At 45.1% G+C, this 23,803-nt stretch carries 18 protein-coding genes; 8 read left to right on the forward strand and 10 right to left on the reverse strand.

The window, feature by feature from the left end; translation table 11 throughout:
- Nucleotides 1-39: 39 nt before the first annotated feature.
- Together H5647_RS01570 and H5647_RS01575 are read left to right on the forward strand one after the other, a co-directional pair.
- A complete protein-coding gene (locus H5647_RS01570) occupies nt 40-1,575 on the forward strand; it encodes a toll/interleukin-1 receptor domain-containing protein (protein WP_045855774.1) in 1,536 nt (511 codons plus the stop codon).
- The gene (locus H5647_RS01575; protein WP_052691807.1) at nt 1,572-4,352 is read left to right on the forward strand and encodes an nSTAND1 domain-containing NTPase; all 2,781 of its coding nucleotides are present in this window, start codon (nt 1,572-1,574) and stop codon (nt 4,350-4,352) included. The genes H5647_RS01570 and H5647_RS01575 overlap by 4 nt, the downstream gene beginning before the upstream one ends.
- A gap of 52 nt (nt 4,353-4,404) precedes the next feature.
- Here the strand turns inward: H5647_RS01575 and H5647_RS01580 are convergent, their stop codons facing one another.
- Nucleotides 4,405-5,808 (reverse strand): MATE family efflux transporter, encoded by a 1,404-nt coding sequence (locus H5647_RS01580; RefSeq protein WP_052691808.1) that lies wholly within the window; start codon nt 5,806-5,808, stop codon nt 4,405-4,407.
- A 182-nt stretch (nt 5,809-5,990) separates the two neighbouring features.
- On the opposite strand from H5647_RS01580, the gene H5647_RS01585 reads away from it, so the two are divergent.
- Both H5647_RS01585 and H5647_RS01590 read left to right on the forward strand, forming a co-directional pair.
- Nucleotides 5,991-6,842, forward strand: coding sequence for a helix-turn-helix transcriptional regulator (locus H5647_RS01585; RefSeq protein WP_045855776.1), 852 nt, complete (start codon nt 5,991-5,993; stop codon nt 6,840-6,842).
- A gap of 40 nt (nt 6,843-6,882) precedes the next feature.
- The gene (locus H5647_RS01590) at nt 6,883-7,368 is read left to right on the forward strand and encodes an FKBP-type peptidyl-prolyl cis-trans isomerase (RefSeq protein WP_045855778.1); all 486 of its coding nucleotides are present in this window, start codon (nt 6,883-6,885) and stop codon (nt 7,366-7,368) included.
- Nucleotides 7,369-7,501: 133 nt separating this feature from the next.
- On the opposite strand, the gene H5647_RS01595 is transcribed toward H5647_RS01590, so the two are convergent.
- From H5647_RS01595 to H5647_RS01635, 9 genes are all read right to left on the reverse strand, one after another.
- Nucleotides 7,502-8,959 carry an MATE family efflux transporter gene (locus H5647_RS01595; protein ID WP_045855781.1) on the reverse strand — a complete coding sequence of 486 codons (1,458 nt, stop codon included), beginning with the start codon at nt 8,957-8,959 and terminating at the stop codon, nt 7,502-7,504.
- A 117-nt stretch (nt 8,960-9,076) separates the two neighbouring features.
- Complete coding sequence (locus H5647_RS01600) at nt 9,077-12,193, reverse strand: efflux RND transporter permease subunit (protein WP_082086923.1); 3,117 nt, start codon at nt 12,191-12,193, stop codon at nt 9,077-9,079.
- Nucleotides 12,194-12,297: 104 nt separating this feature from the next.
- Nucleotides 12,298-13,464: an efflux RND transporter periplasmic adaptor subunit gene (locus H5647_RS01605; protein ID WP_045855785.1), complete on the reverse strand. Its 1,167-nt coding sequence runs from the start codon at nt 13,462-13,464 to the stop codon at nt 12,298-12,300.
- 85 nt (nt 13,465-13,549) lie between these two features.
- Entirely contained in the window at nt 13,550-13,795 is a 246-nt protein-coding gene (locus H5647_RS01610) for an acyl carrier protein (RefSeq protein ID WP_045855787.1), read from the reverse strand.
- Nucleotides 13,796-13,836: 41 nt separating this feature from the next.
- The gene (locus tag H5647_RS01615; RefSeq protein ID WP_045855789.1) at nt 13,837-15,408 is read right to left on the reverse strand and encodes a condensation domain-containing protein; all 1,572 of its coding nucleotides are present in this window, start codon (nt 15,406-15,408) and stop codon (nt 13,837-13,839) included.
- A 301-nt stretch (nt 15,409-15,709) separates the two neighbouring features.
- A complete protein-coding gene (locus tag H5647_RS01620) occupies nt 15,710-16,651 on the reverse strand; it encodes an amidohydrolase family protein (RefSeq protein WP_052691809.1) in 942 nt (313 codons plus the stop codon).
- Nucleotides 16,652-16,903, reverse strand: coding sequence for an acyl carrier protein (locus H5647_RS01625; RefSeq protein WP_045855790.1), 252 nt, complete (start codon nt 16,901-16,903; stop codon nt 16,652-16,654).
- Nucleotides 16,904-16,908: 5 nt separating this feature from the next.
- Nucleotides 16,909-18,387 carry an AMP-binding protein gene (locus tag H5647_RS01630; RefSeq protein WP_045855791.1) on the reverse strand — a complete coding sequence of 493 codons (1,479 nt, stop codon included), beginning with the start codon at nt 18,385-18,387 and terminating at the stop codon, nt 16,909-16,911.
- Between the two features lie 138 nt (nt 18,388-18,525).
- On the reverse strand, nt 18,526-19,212 hold the full coding sequence (locus H5647_RS01635) for a hypothetical protein (protein WP_045855793.1): 687 nt from the start codon (nt 19,210-19,212) through the stop codon (nt 18,526-18,528).
- 675 nt (nt 19,213-19,887) lie between these two features.
- On the opposite strand from H5647_RS01635, the gene H5647_RS01640 reads away from it, so the two are divergent.
- The 4 genes from H5647_RS01640 to H5647_RS01655 are packed head-to-tail and all read left to right on the forward strand — an operon-like array spanning nt 19,888 to nt 23,688.
- Nucleotides 19,888-20,634, forward strand: coding sequence for an SDR family NAD(P)-dependent oxidoreductase (locus H5647_RS01640; protein ID WP_045860970.1), 747 nt, complete (start codon nt 19,888-19,890; stop codon nt 20,632-20,634).
- A gap of 5 nt (nt 20,635-20,639) precedes the next feature.
- Nucleotides 20,640-21,848, forward strand: coding sequence for a hypothetical protein (locus H5647_RS01645; protein WP_045855794.1), 1,209 nt, complete (start codon nt 20,640-20,642; stop codon nt 21,846-21,848).
- Between the two features lie 2 nt (nt 21,849-21,850).
- Nucleotides 21,851-23,059, forward strand: a complete 1,209-nt coding sequence (locus H5647_RS01650; protein ID WP_045855796.1) for a hypothetical protein — start codon at nt 21,851-21,853, stop codon at nt 23,057-23,059.
- The gene (locus tag H5647_RS01655) at nt 23,056-23,688 is read left to right on the forward strand and encodes a 2OG-Fe(II) oxygenase (protein WP_045855798.1); all 633 of its coding nucleotides are present in this window, start codon (nt 23,056-23,058) and stop codon (nt 23,686-23,688) included. The genes H5647_RS01650 and H5647_RS01655 overlap by 4 nt, the downstream gene beginning before the upstream one ends.
- Nucleotides 23,689-23,803 lie beyond the last annotated feature (115 nt).

Here is a 23,803-nt window from a genome sequence, read left to right on the forward strand (position 1 = left end):
AACACTTACAATGAACACATCATTGAAAAAGGAAAGACTTTGCCAGCCAATAACGAAATCTTTATAAGCTATGCGCATACCGATAACGAAAACCCCATCGGGGCTGGCTGGGTGGAGCAGTTCCACAAAACGCTTAAATTACGCATTAAGCAAATATTGGGAGCAAGACAGCCAGACGATATGCCCGACATATGGCGCGACAAAGAACTACAGGGCAACGATGAATTGTCCGATATTCTGGTCGACAAAATTAACCACGTTGATTTACTCGTTTCAATATTATCCCCTAGCTATATCAATTCAGACTCGTGCCTAAAAGAGCTCAATACCTTTTCCGCTATAGCGGCACAAAATGGCGGCCTAACCGTCGATAACAAAGCACGAATATTTAAAGTTATCAAAACCCCTGTAGAACTCGAGCAGCAACCAGCACCGGTGCGCGGGCAACTCGGCTACCCCTTCTTTTATTTCGACGAAGATGAAGAGATTACTCGCGAATACACCCTTATGCCGGGCGACAAACATACCGCGCAAGCGCTGCAAGAAATTAACGATTTAGCCCACAATATTATTAAAACACTGCGTACATGGCGTGAGCACAAACCGGGTGCTGCCGTAGGGCGTAATGTAAACAACGAACCTAGCCCCCTAAAACCCGCCGCCAACGAGCCAGCCTCTACTACGGCTAAAACAATCTACCTCGCCGAAACCTCCTACGACTTAGACGATCACTACAAAGCCATGCGACGCGAACTCGAAAGTCGTGGTCACCGTGTTTTGCCGGAAGGTGAGCTACCCATTCGTAACCCCGACCATTTCAACGAACACGTGAATAACGCCCTCAACCAAGCCGACCTTGCCATACATATGATTGGCGCTAACCGTTCCGCGTGCGTCGCGGGAGGAAGCCAAGACATTGTTGAACGACAAAACACCCTCGCATCAGAGCACCTCACGTTAAAACGAATTATTTGGCTACCCTCGCATCAAACGGTTACCGATGAGGCCCAGCAGGCGTTTATTCACCAATTGCAATTTGACCCTGACGTACAAAAAAATGCCGACGTATTAAGGCAATCATTGCAAGACTTAATGACCAGCGCCCACGATACACTTGCCCGTAAGCCCGACATAACACCTACGGCAAAACATCACGATAACCGCACCGTTATTTATGTCGCTTACGCACAAGAAGATTACGACTACGCTCAACCGCTCATAACCGCACTCTTTAAAGACGGTTACGATGTGCTCGAACCCCTATTCGACAGCGGCATTTCAGATGAACAATTCTTAGAGCTACACAAACGCAATGCCTGCAACTGCGACGCCCTCATTCTGTACCACAATGCAGCCGGCATTTTTTGGCTACACACCCAAAATAGTGATTTCCAGCGTCTAGAGACCGAACGTCAAGATCGCCCACTTAAAGCAAAGGCGATTTTTCTCGGGCCCAACTCTGCCGCACGGCAACACCCGCTCCGCACCCACAACTTGGTTATTGATGGCAGCAATGCATTTACCGCTTCCCAACTTTCACCCTTCCTTTCATTGTTAACGGAAACGCCTAAGTGACTGACGCGCCAACGCCTCTATTCAACCCATACCCTGGCCTTCGCCCTTTTGGCAGCAACGAATCCCACCTATTTTTCGGCCGCGATACGCAACGCACAGCCTTACTAAGACGCCTGCGCATGACACGCTTTCTTGCCGTTGTTGGCTCTTCTGGAAGCGGCAAATCATCTCTGGTCAAAGCAGGCCTATTGCCAGGCTTACACGGCGGGTTTATGTCCGGCCACGGCAGCCAGTGGCGCATTGTAGACACTCGCCCCGGCGGCAATCCCATTGTTCGGCTCGCCACCGCCCTCGACTCGCCCGGCGCACTGTCCGATTCAGGTTTTCCACAAGAGGAGTTCAGTTTTACCGAAGCCACTCTAAGGCGCAGCTCGTTAGGCCTTATCGAAGCCGTTACCGAAGCACAGCTGGAACCGGGTGAACGCGTACTAATTCTCGTTGACCAATTTGAAGAAATATTTCGTTATATTGATGAAGGGAACGAATCCGATCGCGCGGCAAACGAAGCCTCAGCCTTCGTAAAATTATTACTCGAAGCTGCCGCGCAAGACGATGTTCCAATCTATATTGTGCTCACCATGCGCACCGATTACATTGGCGATTGCGCACGATTTAGAGGTTTACCCGAAGTCATTAACGAAGGCCAATATTTAGTTCCTCGCCTAACGCGAGAGCAATTACGCGAAGTGATTCTCGGCCCGACAAAATTAGCGGGTGCATCACTCTCTGCCGTGCTCCTCAATCACTTGCTCAACGATATCGACGATAGCGCCGATTACCTGCCCATTTTACAACACGCGCTCATGCGCACATGGGAATACTGGCAACAAAAAGGTGGCCAAAACTCACTCGATATAACCCATTATCAAGCCATCGGCGGCATGGCCAAGGCACTGTCGCTACACGCCAAGTCAAAATATAATTCACTCAGCAACGACGAAGCTAAACGCATTGCCTCATGCCTCTTTAAAAGTCTGACCGACCGAGGCGAAGGCGGCCAATTGGTTCGACGCTTAGTGTGCATTGACGAAATTGCACACATCGCCTGTGCCAGCGGTGAAGACGTCATCAGCGTGATTGACGTTTTTCGAGAAGCCAATACGTCTTTTATTATGCCGCCAAAGGAAGTTGCACTTACGCCCAGCACCATTATCGATATTTCCCATGAAAGCCTTATTCGCAATTGGAAAACGTTAAAAGATTGGACAAACGAAGAAGCCGAATCGGCGACAAGCTACAAGCGTATTTATCAAACCGCAGCGCTCTATCCAGAAAAAGAAGATCTTTTAAGTGGACGACGCTTAAAAGCGGCAAAGGAATGGTTTAAGCAACAACAACCCAACGCCAACTGGGCAAGACGATACGATAAAAGTAATTCCTGCTTTAATACCGCGATGACTTTCTTGTATGAAAGCCACACGGCCAACCAAATTCAAATAGAACGCGCAGAAGCTTCCCGACGAACAAAGCGTAAATTATTCTCGTTTATAGGCATGATAATACTCGCCATTACTTTAGCGGGTACGTTAAAGCTTGCGAACAATTTCGACGATATTCAGCAAGATATTCAATTACGCCATAATGCCGACAAAATCTTGCAGCAAAGTTATGCCACTTTGGTACAGCGGCTCAATGAAAAACAAGATTATTCAAAACGGGCCAGAAAGATCGATGTTGCAAGCTATGCCAACGATAGAGATGACGATTTCAAGTCCAAACTGGCTTCAGACTTTTTACAAGTCAAGCGCGCAGGATCGTCCTACTACACCGTAGCACTGTCCCAACGTAAAAGACTTAAAAACAACAATGAAATATCGTTGTATGAAAATGAAAAGCTACTGTTCACCATTTATCAAGATGTCGACAGCGCACAAGCCTATAGCAAGCTAACATCCTCCAATGCTCCCAGCAGTGGCAACCACAATTTTGACGAAGCCATTATCGAAATTGCCCACTCCCACATGAGGCGCAAACATCAGTCTATACAAACCTTTGTCGATTCCCTCTTCAACAACGAACAACAAACACAGATACTGAATTACTGGAATCGATGGGGCATTTTTCTACAAGGCTTTGGTCTTTTTCTACTCTTGCCTTTATATCGATGGTTTCAAATATACCGACAAAAACCTGCGCGCTTCCCTACTTTAGCGCGCTGTTATGCCGCGCTAATCGACATTGGTATCGGTGGTATATTCGGGTATATCGTGGGTATATCGGCCTTTATGTTTTTGAGTGTATTGGCGCCTTTTTACCCATGGTTAGCAAACGATATACCTTCCGCGTTCGGCGCGTTTATGGGTGTGCTGACAGGGCTTACCTACCTGTCATTTCGCGACGCAATGCACCTGCGTTATAGGCGCTCATTTGGCAAGATTGTTTTCGGGCTATGCCCGGTATTCAAAGGCCAACACCCTCTAACGGCTAAAGTGGCTTTTTTAAGAAATACGATGATTATCGCATTTGCAACGCTGGCACTAACTGTAGGAGGTATTTGCAGCGTGCTTAAGTCAGACGACCCCTTGACGGTGGCCATAATTGGGTTTTTCATCATCATGCTCGGATGGAGCATAACGTGGCTAATACTTGTCAGTACAGGGCGAAAACAATCATTGGGTGATCGCGTCGCTAACACTCAAGTGCTCGATACCTGTAGTGAGGAATTTAGTTGGCTAACGGCGCAAACTCGTCATTACTTTAGCCATGAAAATGACCTTAATATTCCTTTAAGTACACCCGTACTACGCGATCATTTTACCGCCCAGCCAACAACCTAAAAGCTAACGAATGAACCTTACAGTTTTCATTGGCCGTATCTAAACTTGCGGGTCAACGAGCCAAATTATTCATCCAAACACGCAAGCCAATGCGAATTCTTACCGGTATAAACTTCGCTGCATCCTCCACAAACATGAGCGCATAAATCGTTAAAAACGAAACACCACCAAAAAATACGGCAAAGGTATACAAAGGAATACCCACACCCCACATCACAATGGCATCGGTAATCAGGCAAAAACGATTATCACCCCCCGCCCGCAATACGCCCAATATGCGCACCATATTCAGCACTTTCACCCAAATAAGCATACAAAAAATCGCTAGCGTGTCCATTAATAGCGCGGCGGTTTCACTATCAAGCTCATCGAAAATACCCACCACCCACGCACGGCTCAGCCACAAAATACCACTCAAGGACACCACTAAACCAATGGTTAACTGATCAAAGAAACGGTGCAGTAACCACGCCTGATCACTCTTATCGCCGCCAAGCGCCCTACCAATCAGAACCGTCGACGCATTCGATAACCCCACAAACAAAGAAAAGAATAAACTCTCAATGGGCACAATAACCCCCATCACCGCTAGCGCTTCCGTTCCTGCGTAGCCCGTGAGTATGTGGTAGGCCGCGTTACCCAACCCCCAAATAATGTGATTAACCACCACGGGTAAAGAAAAATTAATAAATCGCGATAATTCAAAACGATTGAAGGCCGCCGCAAAATGACGAGGCATTAATGCAAAAGCGTGTTTCGTACGGTACAGCCACGTAATTGTGGCTATCAACTGCAACACTCTCGAAAATAATGTGGCCCACGCAGCGCCCTCTACACCCATCGCGGGAAAACCCCAGTGGCCAAAAATTAAGGCGTAGTTCAGCACCACATTCAATGCCGCCGCCAAGGCGCCCATTACCAGGGGTACCCCTGTATTCCCCAGTGCACGAAGGCCCGCCTCAAAAACGACAATAAGCTGTGCTAACAACAAAACAGGCGCGGTAATCGTCAAATAACGCGCCGTGAGTGCGGCAACCTCAGCATCGGGATTAATCAGCGGTACCCACCACTCACTAAAAAAGCCAAACGCTACAGTGAATGGAATCATCACAACCGCGCCGACCATTAACGTTAACGCTACCGTGCGCTGGCAGGCGAGAAAATCTTTCGCGCCGGTATATTGCGCCACCAAAATACTACAGCCCGCGCCAATGCCCGCCATCAAAACCAATAACAGAAAATGCAGCTTCGCCGCCAACCCGACAGCCGCCAACGCTGTTGGGCCAAGGCTACCCACCATCAGTACATCAGCCATGCCTAAGAAGGATTGCAGCATCATTTGTGCAGCGACGGGCAAAGCCAGCGTCATCACACTCACCCAAAGGAATTTATTCTGAAGTGGCGCGAACGATTGCTGACAATAGCGGCTCGCTTTTTTGAAGAGCTCTACGGGCATTACATCTACCGGAATAATTGAAAATACATTGTTGGAATTACGGTGCAGGGCTATCTTAAAGACTACCCTACACATCCAAAGTGGCGCACACTATAAAGACTGGCCTGCATGCTGGCTATGTTTTAACCTATCAACCCCATGTTCTAAACTATCATTTAGGCGATCTACAAATAAAGAGCACCATGCAAAGCCAAGAGTGGGAAGACCAACTGGAATTAGGCCCCGAATGCCACGAACGCTTTTTAAACAGCGATAACGTCCCAGAATTACCGGCACTGGGCATCGGCTTTGCGGGGGTCTCACAATTAAAAGGGCGCTATTGGGTAGGCCGTAAAGCCTCCGATTATCATACGCTGCTCTTCACCACAGAAGGTCGAGGAAAACTGTACACACCCTCCGGCGAGCAGGCTATCGAAGCGAACACGCTCACCTTACTGCCCTGCGGCAAGCCCTTCCTTTTTTCACTCGACGCCGAGCATTGGTCCACCGCATGGTTTTGCCTGGACGATAGCCCACACTGGCATCACCTAAATCAAGAACCCAGCGATGTCCATTACAGCGCGATCGCGGCGCCTATCTATTACCTGTTGTGTCAGCTGTATTACGAACCCAATGAAGCCATGCGTCAATCGCCTGTCAAACAACTGAGCCTTTATCTCAACCAAGCGCTCGGTACACCCACTGCCAGCCGTACGCATCTCGATCAAGCCAAACGGCTGGAAGGGCTGTTTAATGAGCTACAACAACAGCTTCACGTAGAATGGACCGTTGCGGATATGGCAAGCCGCATCCATTATTCGGCCCCACATCTGCACCGGCTCTGTCAACAGGAATACAATCAAAGCCCCATGCAACGCCTTATTAGCCTGCGTATGGACAGAGCACGACAACTGCTAACCGACACCAACTGGCCACTCGGCCAAATTGCCAACACTTTGGGCTATCAAGATGTGTTTAACTTTTCGAACCGGTTTAAAAAAGTCGTGGGCATTTCACCCACAGGCTATCGCCAGCAGCACCCGAAATCTTCGTAATACGGTGATATAATGACGGTTTTGCCAAGAGACAAATCCCATGCAAGTGTCTAAAGACAACGTAGTAAGCTTCCACTACACCCTAGGAGAAGCCGGTGGCCCGCCACTAGAATCCAACCACGACTCTGTACCTATGGCCTATCTTCACGGGCACGGCAACCTATTGGCCGGTTTGGAAGACGGTATGGAAGGCCTCTCCGTTGGAGAAACGAAAAAAGTCACCCTCTCTCCAGAACAAGCTTACGGTCCGCTTCGAGAAGACGCATCAAAGAAAGTACCCATTAAGCATTTGGCTGGAAAATATAAACGTTTACTTCCCGGTATGATCGTAAAAGTGAATACCGAAAAAGGTGTCATCAATGCCACTGTCATTAAGCCGGGATTAAAAATGGTCACAATAGACCTCAACCATCCGTTTGCCGGCAAGACATTAGAATTTGATGTGGAAATAAAAGATATTCGCGCTGCGACCGAAGAAGAAATTACACACAAACACGCCCATGGTGCAGGTGGGCACCACCACTAGAATCCATACAAAAACGTCATTTTGAAAAACAACACAGAATGACGTTTTCTGTGGCTACACACCTCGGCCAACACCGCACTACGGAAGAGTAACCGCCCTGCTCACTAGCCGGTGCACGCTGATACGACAACGATTAACCACCGCCCTCACCAGACAGCATCTGTTTTTTATTCCGAGGCAACACAAGTCGCATTAACTCCGTTCTCATTACAGAGAAAAATCCCCCCTGCAAACCCGCGTGTTTAGAATACCAGCGCGATAAATTAGCGATCGAACGCAATAACTCATCCAAGAATATCGCCCATAAAATGCCGAGTAAACCCAACTCAAAATAGAGCGTTAATAGGAACGCACTGGGTAACGCTATAATCCACGTAATAATACAGGACCTAAAGGTGATAACCCACGCATCACCAACCGCTTTAAGCGAACCCGTCACCACAATATTAATCGTTCGTGGTATTTCCGTTAGGAAATAAATCATAAATACCGTAGCCGCCATTTCTATTACATTGTCGTTTTCCGACAAGTAGCGAATAAGACTATCGGCATTCAACCAAAATAGAATCGAAAGAGCACCTATAATTAAGCAGCTAATTTTAACACTATGAGTGAGCTCTAAATGCGCTCGCCTCAGCTGTTTCGCCCCGTACAACTGCGCAACGATCATTTGCGTAGCAATCGAGAAAGAAATGCTCACAACCAAACAAATAGTAAAAATATTATTCGCGTAAACCCGCATCGTCACCTCTTCCACACCGACACGCGCAATCAATAAATTAAGAATAAAAGCGTAAACGTGATAAGACAGAGGTTCAATCGAAGACGGGATGGCAATGTTTGCTATTGGCCGCCACATTGACCGCATGGAATCTAACGACGGAAAATCATATAACCGAATACCAAATTTGTATCTAACAACAATCGCCAAAAATGCCAATGATACAAATGCTGCAATTACACTAGAAATCGCCACACCCGTAACACCCATTTTGGGAAAACCAAACAAACCGAACACCACAATTGAATTTAACGAAATATTAACAACCGTCAATATAGACGTAGCCGCCAGGTTCCACTTAGGGTGCCCATACAAATTAAGTACGCTTTTATAAGCCGCCGCTGCGCCCCAGCCAACGAGAATAAAGGCACCAATTGAAAGGTATTGCTCTGCCTCCACACTCACGGCCTGCGGCAAGTGCATTAATGCCACAAGAGAACCAGAGAAACTACCCAGCAACGTCGCCAATAGCGCTAACACCACTGTGACAACAATCAACATAAAAGACAAAGTTTCTCTAGAAACTGTAGACTCGCCCTTCCCCATTTTTTGGCCGGCAATGCTTACGCAGGCAATACAGATCGCCTCAATAACAACAAAACAGCCTAAAATATAAGGCGTAACCATACCCACACCGGCTGCTGAATTATCCGATATCCTACTGAGAAAAAATACATCGGCAAAAGGTACGGAGAGCAATATAGCCCACTCAAAAATCATAGGGGGCACTAACCCCTTAAGGCCCTTTTCAATAACGCTACTTTTCTGCTCTTGTGGCTTCGTCTCTTCATTTGCTGCATCATCGATCATGTTATTCGCCCGTCAATACCCAATGTTGTTCGCTCATCTAGCGCCTAGGTCAATACCACTATAAATGCGTACTGAACGCTACAATAAGATGGCCTATCTTCTTATAGTTAAACGCTACTATTTCGGCATAGTGAACCGATCCCTTAAATAGCGCGAGGCACGATAATTAAACACCACAACGGCAGGGAAAAAGGCAACGGCGAAAAGCACCGTAGCCAAAACCATGCCGGTAACGGATATACCTAAGGCAAATCTAGCCCCCGCACCTGCGCCAGACGTAAAGACCAATGGCATAACGCCAGCAATAAAAGAAATGGATGTCATTAAAATTGCGCGACCACGCTCGTTAACGCCCTTAATTGCTGCACGGTAAATGCTCGCTCCTGACTCAAGACTTTTATAGGCTCTATCGACAACAAGCACCATCGATTTCACATAAAGTGCCACACCCAAAATCAAACCAACTGTCGAATAGATGTTTAAATCTGAAGAGAACAACACCAATAAGGCTAAGCCGCCAATAACTGCAACCGGGATACCAGCAATAATGGCGAATGGCGTAACCCAACTGTTATACAAAATCACCAACACCAGATAGATGCACAGTATTGCGCCCAATAACAACAGGTTACCGTAATCAGATTGAACGCTGGTCATCGCAGCCTCACCGCTCCAGCCCAACGAATAGCCTTGAGACATTTCATTCTTAATTGCTTCTATATCGGCAACAACTTCGCTTATAGAATATCCAGACGCTGCAGAGCCGCTAACGCCAATGGACAATCGACCGTTATAACGACTCAACGAATTGGGACCTTCACTCACAACAATTTGAGCAAAAGACGTAACGGGAATGAGATCGCCCACTTTATTTCTTACACGAATAAACTGTAACGAATCTTTATTAGCTCGATACCCCGATTCCGCCTGAACAATTATGCGGTAACTACCCTTAGCTGCAGCAAGGTCACCAATATAACGCGAGCCCCATAAGGTTTGAATGGTTCGATTAAAGCTCCCAATATCAACACCCAAAGCTTTCGCTTTTAACGAATCAACTTCAAGGGAATAACGAACAGTATCAGCATTAAAATTGCTATTCGCAGAACCTACAGATGGCAGAGCCGATATTTTTTCAACGAATTTTTTTGCCTCAACATTCAATTCTCTCATCGACTGATTGTTGTAGCCAAATATTTTTAAATCAAAACCACCAGCCTGGCTCAGGCCCGATATTGCCGGAGGCGCAAAAACATAGACAGTGCCATGAGCGCCCAAAACCGATAATTTCTCGCGTAATCGATCTACGGTACTATTCATGCCTAAATGGCTTTCCTGACGATCAGACCAATCATTAAGCACCGCAAAAGCCAAACCGTTATTAGAACTATTGCCCCCAATAAAACTGTAGCCATTAATAACGATTGTAGAATCCACGGCGACATCATCAGTGACAATAGAGGACAGCTCGTCCATAATTTTTGTTGTCTCACCCAACGACGAATTATCGGGTAGCACCACAGCCATCACCACGTAACCGGTATCCTCCTGAGGAACAAAGCTATTTGGTAAGCGAAAAAACAACACAACGTTAAGCGCTAAAACAACAATAAATACGATAATCGAAATAAGCCAGTGTCTAATAAAGTAAACAACAGCAGCATTCAACCAACGCGCCAATATTTTAGCCAAACGATCAGTACGACTACTTTCTATTTGCGCGACACTTAACTCCGGTAGCTGGCTACACATTACGGGGCTCAGTGTTAAGGCCAGCACAGAGGAAATTGTTACCGATATAATAAGGGCAAAAGCAAATTGGCCATAAAGAATGCCTTGTACACCGGGGAAAAGATAGAATGGCAAAAATGCAATAACGAGAATTATCGTGGTAGTAATAATGGGCTTACTAATATCCCGCATTGCCCTTAATGTCGCATCGTAGCTGGATAATTTATACGCCGTTTTTAGGTGGGTTACGCGCTCAACTACAAGAATCGCATCATCAACCACGACCCCAACAGACAAAATCAAACCCAACAATAATATGAGATTAATACTTACACCGGCGACAAATAGAATAAATATGGTACCCAACAGAGAAATAGGAATAACTAAACCAGGTACCAGTGTAGCCGCCGCAGAGCGCAAACAGATAAAAACCACAACCACCACAATAAAGAACGCTAGCGCCAAAGCAGAAAAAACCTCATTTGAGGCTTGATCAACAAACAACGATGTATCGTATTTTATCGCGTATTCAACACCTTCCGGCAGGCGTTCGTTATACGCTGCCATACGCTCTCTAATTTCACGCGAGATTTTTACGGCGTTACCATTACTGTCTTGAAAAACGCCGAGCATAACGGTCGAAAAATTATTAATCTTCGCCGTCTCGTCGTAACTCTCGGCGCCTTTATTGATTCGAGCGATATCACTAAGCCGTATAGCACCGCCTAACGAATCCATTTTTACAATAATTTCAGCAGTTTCAATTTCGTTGCTCGGGTAATTATTTGAAACAACAATCACTTCGGACTCGCTATCATGAACACCCGGAGACTGCCCAAGCCTACCCACAGACGCCACTGCACCCTGCTCTCGAATGGCCTCGAGAACTTGGTCCGCATCAATATTAAACTTGTACATTTTAACGGGATCTAACCACACCCTAATAGAGTGTTTCATCTCACCAAAAATGGTAACCTTTGAAACACCCTGAATGCCGCTAAGTTCGTTCAGTAATTCTTCACTGGCAAAATTACTTAAATAAATTCGATCTAGCTCCGGCTTCGTTGACAGCAGGTTTACCGTCATCAATAGACTGCCACCACCTTTTGCAACTGTAATCCCGTTTCTAGCGACTATAGCAGGCAAACGTGACTCTAACTGAGCAACCACACTCTGAACATTGACTAGTGCTTCAAGCTCGTTCTCTCCAGGTGCAAAAATTGCCGTTACGCTCGCGGCACCACGATTATTGGCGCTAGACTCGGTATAGATAACATTTTCTATTCCCAGTAATTTAGGCTCTATTAACGCATTAATGGAGCGATCGGCAATTTCCGCACTCGCACCAGGAAAATTAGCCGATACGGTAATAGCGGGAAAAGCAATATTGGGGTAAGCGCTCATTGGAAGTTTAAAAAAAGCATAGACTCCAGCGCATACAATTAGCAGACTCGCTATAACCGTGAATTTTGTATTATTTAAGCACAAGGATGTAATTTTCATAGATACTCATTAGAGGCTAACAAAAGGTCTTGCCAACGTTTCACAGACCACCCAAAAGCGCCCAAATGGCCGCTAAGAAGGTTGCTGAAAAACCAGGGTTTACACTATGGCTCTACAGTTACACGAGCGCTATCTTGGATGGACTGTAAATTTGTAGACGCCAAACGAACGCCTAGAGCCAAATCACCTTCTACCCAATAGGTATTCGCTGTCTCCTCGACAACACGCACCAACAGTTTTTGCACGACATTATTGTCGTCTATTTTAAACACGTGTTGGCTTTCATTGTCCTTTACGACGATATTTCGGGGAATGGAAAATGGTGCTTTTTTATTGGCGACTCTTACCTCAACGCCCACAAACGAGCCATCAATAAACAGACCGTCGTCATTGGAAAACTCTGCCCTAAGAATTACCGCCCCTTGATTTTCCTTTATTCGTCTAGCGCCTATATTAAGAGTAGCTGCCACTTTTCTATCACCATTTTTCGACACTAAAACTGTCACACGCTCGTCAAGAGCGTCGTTTTTATTACCCACAAAATAGTGATTAAAAACGAGCTCAGGCATGGCGAACTCTACGTACATGCGACTATCATTTATTAATTCAACGAGTTTTGACTCGCCGGCAACCGCAAAATCACCTTCCGTAAAATCAGTAAACGACGTTCGACCAGCAATAGGCGCCTTTACATAAGTTTCGGCTAGATTGTACGCCGCCGATTTTTTTTCAACTTCACGTTTCCTTAGATTCAGCTCATCAACCTCTAATCGTGTTTTAAGTAAATCTATATCCGATTCGCTCACCGAACTGCCCGCACTCAATACAACATTCCGATCAAATTCACGCTGAGATTGCTGATAAGTTGCCCGTTGTACCGCTACGTCGTAATGTGCTTTCTCTGACGCATAGCCATAGGATTCCCTCTCGATCTCGAACAATACAGCGCCGGACGCTACACCATCACCCTCGACGAAGTTTCGTTTTATTACCACGCCCGATACTTTTGATATAACATCAATCCGAGTTGCAGCTTTGGCAAACCCCGTATAGAAATGGTCATTAAAATCTTTCTGGCTAGACACGGTATAAACGCCCACCGATACTTGTTCGTCTTCGGCCTTGGTTTCGTTTGCACCGCTATCCGTGCAGCCGCTTATAAACGCAACTACAACCATCAAGCACACGCAGGTCAAACCGGCACGTAGCGACTGTCGTCTTAACGTATTGGTGTTGCGTATTGCGTCTATGCGCGAAGCTAATTTATTCATCTTTTTATCACATTATGTTGAGTTCACCGCTAGGGTACCGACTTTCGCAATGTACTGGGTTTATATTCCACATTTAATCTAATGGCTACTGCGCCGCTATATCATTCACTATTGCTATAATGTCGCCGACCGTATTCGCCTCAATAAACTGCTCCGCGTGCTCGGCCAGATCTAATGAAGTTCTGGATTCAAGCTCCACGATTATTGATACAAGCGAAATGGAATCAAAATTCAGATCATCGATTAAATGAGACGCTAATTCTACGGATTGTGGGTCAACATCCGGTTTAATATCGAAACAAACCTCTCTAAGCAGGTCAATATCTATCATTGCTGTGTCTCTCCATACTTGTTTATAATTTCACCAGCCAATCATTGTTGCCCAAAGTTTTGCTCTGCACAAAAGAGTATATCGTCCATCTTGTTCGTCATAAGTAGCATTTTTTCTCGCTTATGGTACTTGGCACTGTAACTAACCGAGAAACAAAAAACACCGTTCTTTTTATAGACTCTTACCCATACCAGCTTCGGCGACGTATTGTGATCATTTTTAACGCGCGTTAATTTTTTATCTAAACTGAATTGTTCATACTCAATACTGGATAGCTCACGATAAAATTCGCCAGAGAAAATCAGTGTCGAATTAACATGTTTTGTCAATCGAGAATCAATTGACGAGACTCCCAGTGGCAGAAGGTCGGTCGAGTTAACATTGAGCCTAAGCTGAAGGCTCAACAGTAACTTTCCTAGCTTTTTAGCCATTGCAACTGCATCGGTAGGTGAGTCTACCCTGCTTTTAACAAATACCATTTCTGCAAAATGACCGGCAATAGTCTGTGTTTCGGGCAAAAGACGCCCCGTCATAATGGTTGGAATAGTGAGGTCTTGCTGGTCCAACGTGTCCGCTAGCACCAAGAACACAGCACCAAATAAGAGGTTAAATTCCGACACTTTGGCCGAAGCTGCAGCCGCTGTAATACGAAGCGAATGCTCTTCAGAAAAACGGTAGTGAATAAATTCGGTTTCATCGGCCTCGTTTATGTCTGTGTCATGAGGAATTGGGCTAGATATCATATCAGCATAATATTTTTCCCAGAACTGTCTTTCCTTTAACGTCCAGACCGATTGCGGGTTATAAAACGTATTATGCCAGTCAACGTAATCAAGGAAAGGCAACGTTTTTTTAAGCGGCGACTCAATGCCTTCTAGCGCGTTTACATAAAGGGTATGCAATTCATTACGTACCAATTCAACACTTAAACCATCTGAAATTAAATGGTCTGTATACAGTGCAATTTCCCAACGTTGATCTTGAGTTTTAATCACTGATACACGAAACAGCGGTTTATCTGTTTTTAATAGTGTTGCCTCGGTGGGCAGATCGCGGTATTGACGAGTATATTCATGAACAAACTCGTAGGTGGCCGAGTAGCCCGTGGTACCAAAACGTTCCATTATTTTGGTAAGCTCTACTTCATCGGAAAGATTATAATAGGGTATGTCAAACTCATCCCATCTATGCACGTATTGCACGATGGTATCGTGCTCCCCTGGCCTAACGCATAGAGCCAAAGCATCATGCCGCTCCACCAACTTCATAAGTGCCACTTGCAACACTTCACGATTAATTGTGCTGTACGACACTACAGGCTTAAAACCAATCCCCGAAAATCCCGTGCCGGCTTTAACCGCATTCCACCAATTTTTTTGCTTATAATGCAAGCCGCTCTCTGCACTGATACGCGGAGTAATTGGCGGTAATTTTCTATAGCTCCATCGCCGCTGCAGTAACAGCTCACTAATTTCTTGCTCGTGGTGAGCAATGGATTTTTCGTCATCGCTATTCAGATTAGCGAAATGATCAGTCACCATTATGCGCTCGTTTTCAAGTGAGATTTCAACTCCCTTGCACCCTAAGTCCCACAAAATATTTTGCACTGTCATACGTTAAGCCTACTGTTAGTCTCTGTTCGTCACGTTTACGCTCGACAAGCGGATGTCAAGCCGTAGTTGCTGGGGGCACATCACTTGTCGCTAAATCGGTATTGTAACTATTCATTTTTGTCAAACATCCTGATCTAGAAAGTATTGACGAGGGCACAACAGCGCAATGCCGCCTATGTTTTTACTCCGGCTGGGAAAGCAGCCTTTCGTGAATAACGGCTATTGAATACCGACACAAAGATAATCTATTTTTTATAGTATTGAACTGAATTGGAACCGGTTTTTTTGGCGTGAGTAATTTTTATAACGCCTCACCACCCAAAAGTCGCGGTGTTATGCGCTTAATATTATCGGATAGAATATAGATTTTTTCCTTTTCAGGAATAGCCTCAAGCGTTTTATCGAATTTAGACATTAATTGCTTTTGCCCACCCGGCGCTCTCGCTACCGGCCAATCGGTTCCAAATATAATTTTGTGGTTCACACCCATCCGAAATAATTCAGTAAGCGCATGCTGCCAACCATCTGGATGATTTATTGTGGTGAATCCGCCCAGGTCCAAATAAACATTCGGCCTGAAGACACACAGATCTACCACGGTATCTCGATTGAATACGCCGCCATGAGCGAGAATAAAATTAACATCCTGAAAGTTTCGGGCCGCCGAGTCGATAAGCTCAGGCGCAGAGAACTCGAAGCTCATTTCTGGCGACGTAGGGCCCGTGTGTAGTAGTACCGGAAGAGAGTATTGTCGACAAATTTCGTAGTAGGGAAACAACGATGGGTCGCTCGGGCTATAGCCGCATGGCGGGTAGAGTTTAAGGCCGGCAAACCCGTAGTCTGTTACGCCTTTTTCAAACAGCGACACACCATCTGCGCCCCATCGTGGATCTACCCCTGCAAATACTGAAAATTGTGTGCTATGTTTTTTTAGCAGAGTAAAATGCTCGTCGTACATTTCCGCAATCGTCAACTCAGACTGCATGCAATAGGTGAAATCAGGCAATAACAATACCGATTTTTCAATGTTCGCCTTCTTCATCTCAGCCAGTAATGCCTGTCCTTCATGGTCATTATGCTGACTTTTAACCATATTCGTGAGTAAATCAAGATCACGTTCTACGCCGTTTTTACGAAGGCTTACCTGTGTATTTCGGGCGATACCCCTAAAAAAATCATCCGGAATATAACGCGTAGATGATAAATGTGTATGTGCATCTATAATGATAGTGTTCTCCGACATTTACGAAAGCCCTATCATTAAGGTGTTGAGGTCACCCACCGTCGCAACATCTGGAGCCTCTAAGATCGCCGCTTGAATAGGAAGGTTAGTATCTTCCTCTAACTTAAAAACCATCGTTATAAGCGTAATGGAGTCAACACCAAGGTCGCCTTGAAGATCCGTTTCCGCATTAATGTCCGGTGCGCTTGCCGCAACAGGCGAGATCTCGATCAGAGTAGAAACGATCAGGGGAATGTAGTCAGTTATACTCATAGGGCCTATACCTCCACGGCTGATTCAGAGTTTAAAGACTCCAGAACCATCCTTCGTATTTCAATTCGATTTAGTTTCAGATTGGGCGTTAACATTTTGTTTTCTCTAGACAACGTCACGCGCAGTATTGTCCAGGCATGAACTTGTCGATTCGGGTCCAACCCCTTATTAACGCTCTGAATATGTTTTTCAACTACAGTGTCTATGTCGGCGCGCTCGTCTAGCGTAAAAATGGCCGCAAAAACATTTTGTCGAGCATCTGTTAGCACAACAGATTTATCAATACATTCCAACTCATCAAGTAACTTCTCAACCGTGACAGGCTGAAACTTCTCTCCAGATCGCGTTACAATGCCGTCTTTTTTACGCCCTTCTATATAGAGGTTATGAGCGGCATCAACACTAGCGATATCACCAGTAGCCACAAGTCCATCGTGCATAAATGTGTTACTAATATCGTCTTCCGAGGCTTGGAAATAATTAATAGTAAGTTTAGGTTTTTTTAACACCACCACTTCGCCGTCATCGCCTATTTTCAGCGATACGCCCTTAATAGGCTTACCTACAGAGCCCACGCAGTTATCGTTGGGTGTATTCACCGTAATGACACCCAGTTCCGTTTGCCCATAAACTTCAACAATGGGCAACCCAGCATTCGCTAACTTTTCGAGTGAAGATTTTGCAATGGGCGCCATGCCCGTTATACAAAAACGAATATTATTGCCGACCAATTTATGGAGAAATAAAGGCCTACTTTCCGGGCTGGCTCCACTGATAATCTTCAGTAGATTATCGTAGTAGGAGGGGGGCGCAATAAAAAAGGTGGGGTTTAAAGCCGAGGAGTCGGTATATGCAGCGCTTACAGGTGTAACAACAATACTGCAGCGTGCGAGTAAACAGGACCAATATAACAATCGTTGCTGATTATTGCTCAGGGGTAAAAATGTGAGCATCGAGTCTTGGCTGGTTAAACTATACAACTCCGCAAATACCGTAACATCATGCTGAAAACCTTGGCGACTAATCGTCAAGCCCTTTAAGTTTCCGCTACTTCCCGATGAAAAAACCAAACTAAGTACATCGTCGTCATCCACTGTAGCGGCTCGATTCTCAGTGGGTAACGTAGGGGGCGCATCAATACTGCAGTGATAAGGGTATTCATCATCACCACAATCGGACACAATCAAACTCAAACCATAGGTTTCAGTTAACTCAGAGACATTGTCATTCTCAAAATCATCCGTAAAAATAACCGAAGTTCTGCCAGAATAAAGTAACGCGATATCCCATACTAGCCAACGATAGGCATTTTTAGCCAACAAGCCTACCCTGCAACGCTTGGGCAACCCAATATCGTCTAACGTCTTTGCTAGCGCTCTCGCATCGGTATATAGCTCAGCTAATGTATTCGTACTAACGCTCTTGGTTTTCGCGTTCCGTATAAACACGGTACTTTCAGTACTAGAAAAATCAACATCAAACAAAACAGCTCCTCCGCACGCAACTCACGCACTCAATACTAGAATGGTTGGAAAAGCCAGACATCCGCTACAAACCTAACCAATGCACTTTGACGGGGACAATACCGGTCGAAATCAATTTTCGACGCGCCCAGCTCGAACTTAAAGGATGTCCCACTTATTACGACGCACAACTTCATCACGTTCGGTGTCCGATGGGATATCGATCACACAAAGAATTTGATCGTCTCGCGAAAGATGGGTCGTAAAATGATTCCAGATGGCTTCAACACTGGTTTTTTGCATATAGGGAAAGAAGTCCGGCGCTACAGCGGCTTGCCCGCCGTAAACAGTAGAACTTTCAGCGCAGTAGTCCAGTTTTGGTGCTACCAACCTTGCCACCCTTCCAGCATCTTCCTTTACTTTTTCACTGATCTCTCGCCCTACAAGGCTTGGATACATTGACACATTCGGCGTTTTGCAAAACATGATGTCCAGCAACCTGTAAACCAGGGGGTTGTATGTTTTGGTCGCGACAACAGCAGGAAATGGCGTTTCATCATTGAGAACACGATTAAAATGCACGCGTAACATCTCGGGAAAGCAAGTTGTACGTCGGTAGTCATTCCCCACAACCGCCGTCCAAATATACAGACATTCGACCTCCTCCGAACGGAGCCAGCGCGAGCCAATGAGACCTACAATTTTACCCGTAGCATCATCTATGGTCAGTACAAGATGGTCGTAATCTGAAAAGATAGTGGGTTGGGAGGAAAAGTACTGATCTATATTAAAGTCGGGAAGCGCTTCGGCCAAATCGTTAAGCACCCAGTCCTTCACCTCACCCACAATTGGCTCGTGGCAGTCAGTATAGTAATGGGAAAAGTTCTTAGTTTTATGACAAAACTCAAATGTATAACCGCAACTCATACTCGGCGAAACGACCACAACGTTAAACTCCCCATAGATTAAGGATCTAGAAAAGCAGCCGTTTACTCTCTCTTAGTATTTCAATTGAGTGCTTGATCAGGCTAACTTTTAGCAATTTACTGCGGATATTCCATAAATCACATCTAGCCTTTTACGCGGCTAAATGCGTTTTTAAATATCGCCACACTAAACACGGCGGATCATATAGACCTAAACTTTAAATGTAAACACTGTATACACCACACATTTCGCCAATAAAACACTCACGATTTTAAATACCCAAAAGCTAATTCTTTTGTACTAAACAATTCTTTTTGCGAAAAATTTTTAGAAAAACAAAGTTCTAACCAATAAGCATTAATATACTTGCTAATTAACATTTTTTTACAGTTTTAAGCGTAATTAACGAAAAAATGTTTGCTCAAAAAGCCTACAAAGCAATATCATGCGGCCGCTTTTAATTCACAAGTGAAACACATCCCCTAAAATACTAGGTGGCAAATGTTAAGCGGGGTTTTTACCCGTAAAACATAGTGTGCTATGCAAGGTATTTGCTGCTTTGGGCTAACCAACACCAAGACACCGGAACTAGATATGCTGACCAATGAATGCGTTGTAGCGATCACGGGGGCCACTGCAGGAATTGGCCGAGCTTGCGTAGATTTATTAATGTCGCGGGGAATTAAAGTTATAGCGCTCGGTAGACGAACCGACCGACTAAACGCACTAACAGACCTGTATGGTAGCGATAAGTTGTTGGCCGTTACCTGCGATGTTCGAGATGAACAATCCATTCAAACGGCTATAGATAATATTCCGAGCGCGTTTAGACCCGTTAGCACGCTCATCAATAATGCCGGTTTAATACAGGGATCCGGCTCTCTTGACGAACTCGATAGCAAAGATATAGAAGCCATGCTTCTGACCAATATATTTGGTGTCGTCAATATGACGCGGCTTTTTTTACCCGACCTATACAAAGCTAAATCGGCACATGTTGTTAATGTCAGCTCAATAGGCGCGTTCTACCACTATAAAAACGGCCATATTTACGCCGCTTCTAAAGCGTTTGTTCAGCACTTTGGCCGCTGCCTTAGTGTTGATCTTGCAGAAAAAAACGTGCGCGTGACTAACATAGCGCCAGGGAAAACGGTTAGCGAGTTTTCGTTAGTACACAAAAAAGGGGACACCGAGCTAGCCGATAAAGTGTACGAAAACCTTACACCTCTTACTGCGGATGATGTTGCCAAATCCATTATTTGGGCAATGGATCAACCAAATCACGTGCAGATTTCGACGATCGAACTATCACCAGCAAATCAGGTGCTGTCATACCGGTGACCACCATGATCAACAAAGAGATTGAATACCTCTACGTACGAAACAAGCTGTCAAACAGTATGATCAGCTCTTATATTTTATCTCCCATTTCAGGTGGAGATGCGCCTCCCGAGGCGCTCGTACGCACACTGGGTATTGAGAGTGAAGTTTCAAAAATATTTCAAATATACGATCACTATGCATCAAAAATAGCCGACGCCAGCATCGATACTCGACCACGTTTTCTACCTTTCTATCAGTACATTCAAGAAAACTTTGCAGATTTCCGATGGCGAGAGGAACTTAAAGACGGGCAGGTAATTACGTTGATTGAAAAACCTTACATACACAATAAAAAACCGACACTACTTGAATTAATTATTGCTTGCTTACGCGGTCAGTCTGCGACAATGCCAAAGATAAAAGTGAAGTACCCCTGCTTAAATGAGCTACCTAATGAATTCTGCTCCGAGCTTGAGAATCTCATACAGCATTTCTCGATTTCGTCCATATCGACTCCGCATATGGAGAGCTTCGTTAAGGCCATCGAGGCTTCAAATACAGGCAAACCATTAGACATCATTTCCCCCGTTTGCCCTGACTATAGCTATATCACCATCGGCGATAAGTATCAGTATACGTTTAATAGCCTAGGTGATGGTATTGGCCTCGTTGCCAGTAGAATCGTTCGGGTATTACCTAGTTTTTCGGATGTTTTTAGCCGCTTCGATATTAATCATAGAACCGTCATTGCCGCCGGAGATTTTGAAGCACTTGATAAGACAACAATAGATAGTGTTGGCGAGAGTTATAGCAGTTTTGTAGAGAAGGTCGATATAAGCCAAGGCAAAATCGTTAACGCCATAGACCGTAGCACGTCGTCTCTTTCGATCACATCACTCGCTGGCGGGCCGAGTCATTGGCTTGCACTTGTCGAAGAAAGTGCTGCAATGCTTAAACTCGGTGATTTTGGGGGAATTGTACAAAGCCAGGTGGATTTCGAAGCAATTTTTCAATCCCGACTAGCGCTATACCGTGCATGGCACAAGGGTAAAGGCGATAGCGAGCTGCGAGACATTTTATACAATCAAGCCGCCGAGTATGCCGTAATGGGGAAACTTTTTATGGAGCACTATGACAACCCAATGGTTATAGGTGCTGACCACAATAAAATGATGCCGTTCTATTGGCTTCACGGACAGTTTCCCGTTATGTATTTAAAACGAGTATATTAAGTATGGATGATCTTAATAAATTCGATACGCTTTACGGGCGTCACGGCTTTCAATTCAACGTTAGAGAGACCTATGCGCACCTGCCCTTTCAGGCTTTCTGGACGTGGGTTACAGGGAAAGGTTTACCCCAACCTAAAAAGAAAGCGCTCAAATTACTGAAGCGCCCAGGACCTACGTTTTTATTTTTGCATCTTCTGTTTACGTGGTCTCTCCTTATAGCGTGCTTTGTAGTCGGCTATTTCGCCCTAAACGTTATCGAAAATCGCTTCGCCCAGGTTTCGCTCATAGCGCTTTGCTGGCTCATTACCGTTAATCGTTTCCGCAGTTTACAGGCGACTTTTCATTATCTCTCTCACCGGTCCATAGTAGAAAATATTAGCCTAGCCAAAATTGCGTCTTGCGTATTTATCACTACGCCGTTGCTTTATATTTCGTGGCACTCCTACTGCGAATCTCACGTCCGCATTCATCATAACCTTAAAGTACTTTGTGGCCCAGACGACCCCGATCAAAAATTTATTTTACGGCATCGTTTTCGGTTGGGAATGCCTGAATGGGAATTTTGGTTGAGAACGTGGCTAACACCTTTTCATCCACGCTACCTCTCTGACATGGTTCGCGATCTATTCAGCAATAATTTCGTCGGCCCGCAGCTAGGGGAAATAATTTATCGCACTCTATTTATAACAGGTGTTGTATCGTTAACCCTGTATTTTAACGTGCTCACCGAGTTTCTAATGTTGTTCGTTTTCCCTCGGTTAGTACTATTTGAACACTCTATGTGGTTACAAGTGCTCACCGAACACCTTTGGTTATACGAGCGGAATACCGCGCTTACCGATAAGCAAAACTATGGTCGAGTAACGTGGGGACGATTTCAAGGCCGCCCCCCTGAGTTTACGTCTTTTTCGCGCAGCCTATCTTGGCTGCTCAAGATAATACTGTATGACATACCCGTAAGACTTTACGTATACCCTCAAGATTTACCTAATCACGATTTTCATCATCGCCTCCCTCGCGCGCCTTATCGAGCAATTGGTGATACGCGCGCCTCGATGGAAGGAAAAGAAAGTCTTTATGGTCCTATGTACGAAGTGTGGGGATTCTATTCAACCCTACTGCTACTGAGAGATCACTTTTGTAACGGTGTGCGCGACAGTTTTATTAAAAAACTAACCCTATCCAAGCCTATTAAGGAGACCACTCAATGAGTATCGTGGAGAATCTCTGCAATTTTGCAGAAACGAGTTTAGCCAACGGCCCCTACGCCACATTTGCTGCCGAAAATCTATTTGATCAAGCCGACCTTTCGTATATGGAGACGTCGTGCAATGCTCTCCCGAAGGAGCGTATTGAAATTGGTGATGTAGGTGAACTGAATTATTTGGATGTTGGTCGCTTTATGGAAGATAAAAAGGGCGAGCTGCCGGTTTACCGTAACGATCCCATAGGCCAAAACGTAGTTAAGATACTCACAAGTGGAAAGTGTAAGGAATTATTCGAGCATTTAATGGGTGGCGAATATTTTATACGCCGTTGCCAGTCCAATATATTAATTGAAGGCTCACATATCGGCCGTCATATCGATACTTACAGTAATTTTAAGTATAAATACTCGGTAGTCATTCAGTTTGGCGAAGACTATGACGGTGGATCGTTTTTCGTAGAACACGAAGGAAAAGACCTGGAAATAAAAACCGGCTACCACGATATTCTTATCAATAAATGTGAAATTCCACATGGCGTTAATACCGTTACCGGTGGCCGCAGGTCTTCGCTCGTCTTTTTTGTAAGTCAGTCACCGTTAGATGAACGTAACTTAGAAAACAACCAGATATAACTATAAGTACCAGAGCAACACTTTAACCACTCCTTTAACCTATGCCGGTAAATAGACTAAAGGAGTGGGGTCTGTGATTGCTGTTAGCACCAACTCAGCGCTCATACAGGCTTTC

The organism is Teredinibacter purpureus (assembly GCF_014217335.1).
GTDB lineage: Bacteria > Pseudomonadota > Gammaproteobacteria > Pseudomonadales > Cellvibrionaceae > Teredinibacter > Teredinibacter purpureus.

Excerpts from the sequence above, each read along its gene's own strand:
- H5647_RS01590 (WP_045855778.1), top strand. The coding sequence starts at position 6,883 with ATGCAAGTGTCTAAAGACAACGTAGTAAGCTTCCACTACACCCTAGGA.
- H5647_RS01640 (WP_045860970.1), top strand. The coding sequence starts at position 19,888 with ATGCTGACCAATGAATGCGTTGTAGCGATCACGGGGGCCACTGCAGGA.
- H5647_RS01585 (WP_045855776.1), top strand. The coding sequence starts at position 5,991 with ATGCAAAGCCAAGAGTGGGAAGACCAACTGGAATTAGGCCCCGAATGC.
- H5647_RS01655 (WP_045855798.1), top strand. The coding sequence starts at position 23,056 with ATGAGTATCGTGGAGAATCTCTGCAATTTTGCAGAAACGAGTTTAGCC.
- H5647_RS01650 (WP_045855796.1), top strand. The coding sequence starts at position 21,851 with ATGGATGATCTTAATAAATTCGATACGCTTTACGGGCGTCACGGCTTT.
- H5647_RS01625 (WP_045855790.1), bottom strand. The coding sequence starts at position 16,903 with ATGAGTATAACTGACTACATTCCCCTGATCGTTTCTACTCTGATCGAG.
- H5647_RS01605 (WP_045855785.1), bottom strand. The coding sequence starts at position 13,464 with ATGAATAAATTAGCTTCGCGCATAGACGCAATACGCAACACCAATACG.
- H5647_RS01615 (WP_045855789.1), bottom strand. The coding sequence starts at position 15,408 with ATGACAGTGCAAAATATTTTGTGGGACTTAGGGTGCAAGGGAGTTGAA.
- H5647_RS01600 (WP_082086923.1), bottom strand. The coding sequence starts at position 12,193 with ATGAAAATTACATCCTTGTGCTTAAATAATACAAAATTCACGGTTATA.
- H5647_RS01610 (WP_045855787.1), bottom strand. The coding sequence starts at position 13,795 with ATGATAGATATTGACCTGCTTAGAGAGGTTTGTTTCGATATTAAACCG.
- H5647_RS01645 (WP_045855794.1), top strand. The coding sequence starts at position 20,640 with ATGATCAACAAAGAGATTGAATACCTCTACGTACGAAACAAGCTGTCA.
- H5647_RS01595 (WP_045855781.1), bottom strand. The coding sequence starts at position 8,959 with ATGATCGATGATGCAGCAAATGAAGAGACGAAGCCACAAGAGCAGAAA.
- H5647_RS01620 (WP_052691809.1), bottom strand. The coding sequence starts at position 16,651 with ATGTCGGAGAACACTATCATTATAGATGCACATACACATTTATCATCT.
- H5647_RS01580 (WP_052691808.1), bottom strand. The coding sequence starts at position 5,808 with ATGCCCGTAGAGCTCTTCAAAAAAGCGAGCCGCTATTGTCAGCAATCG.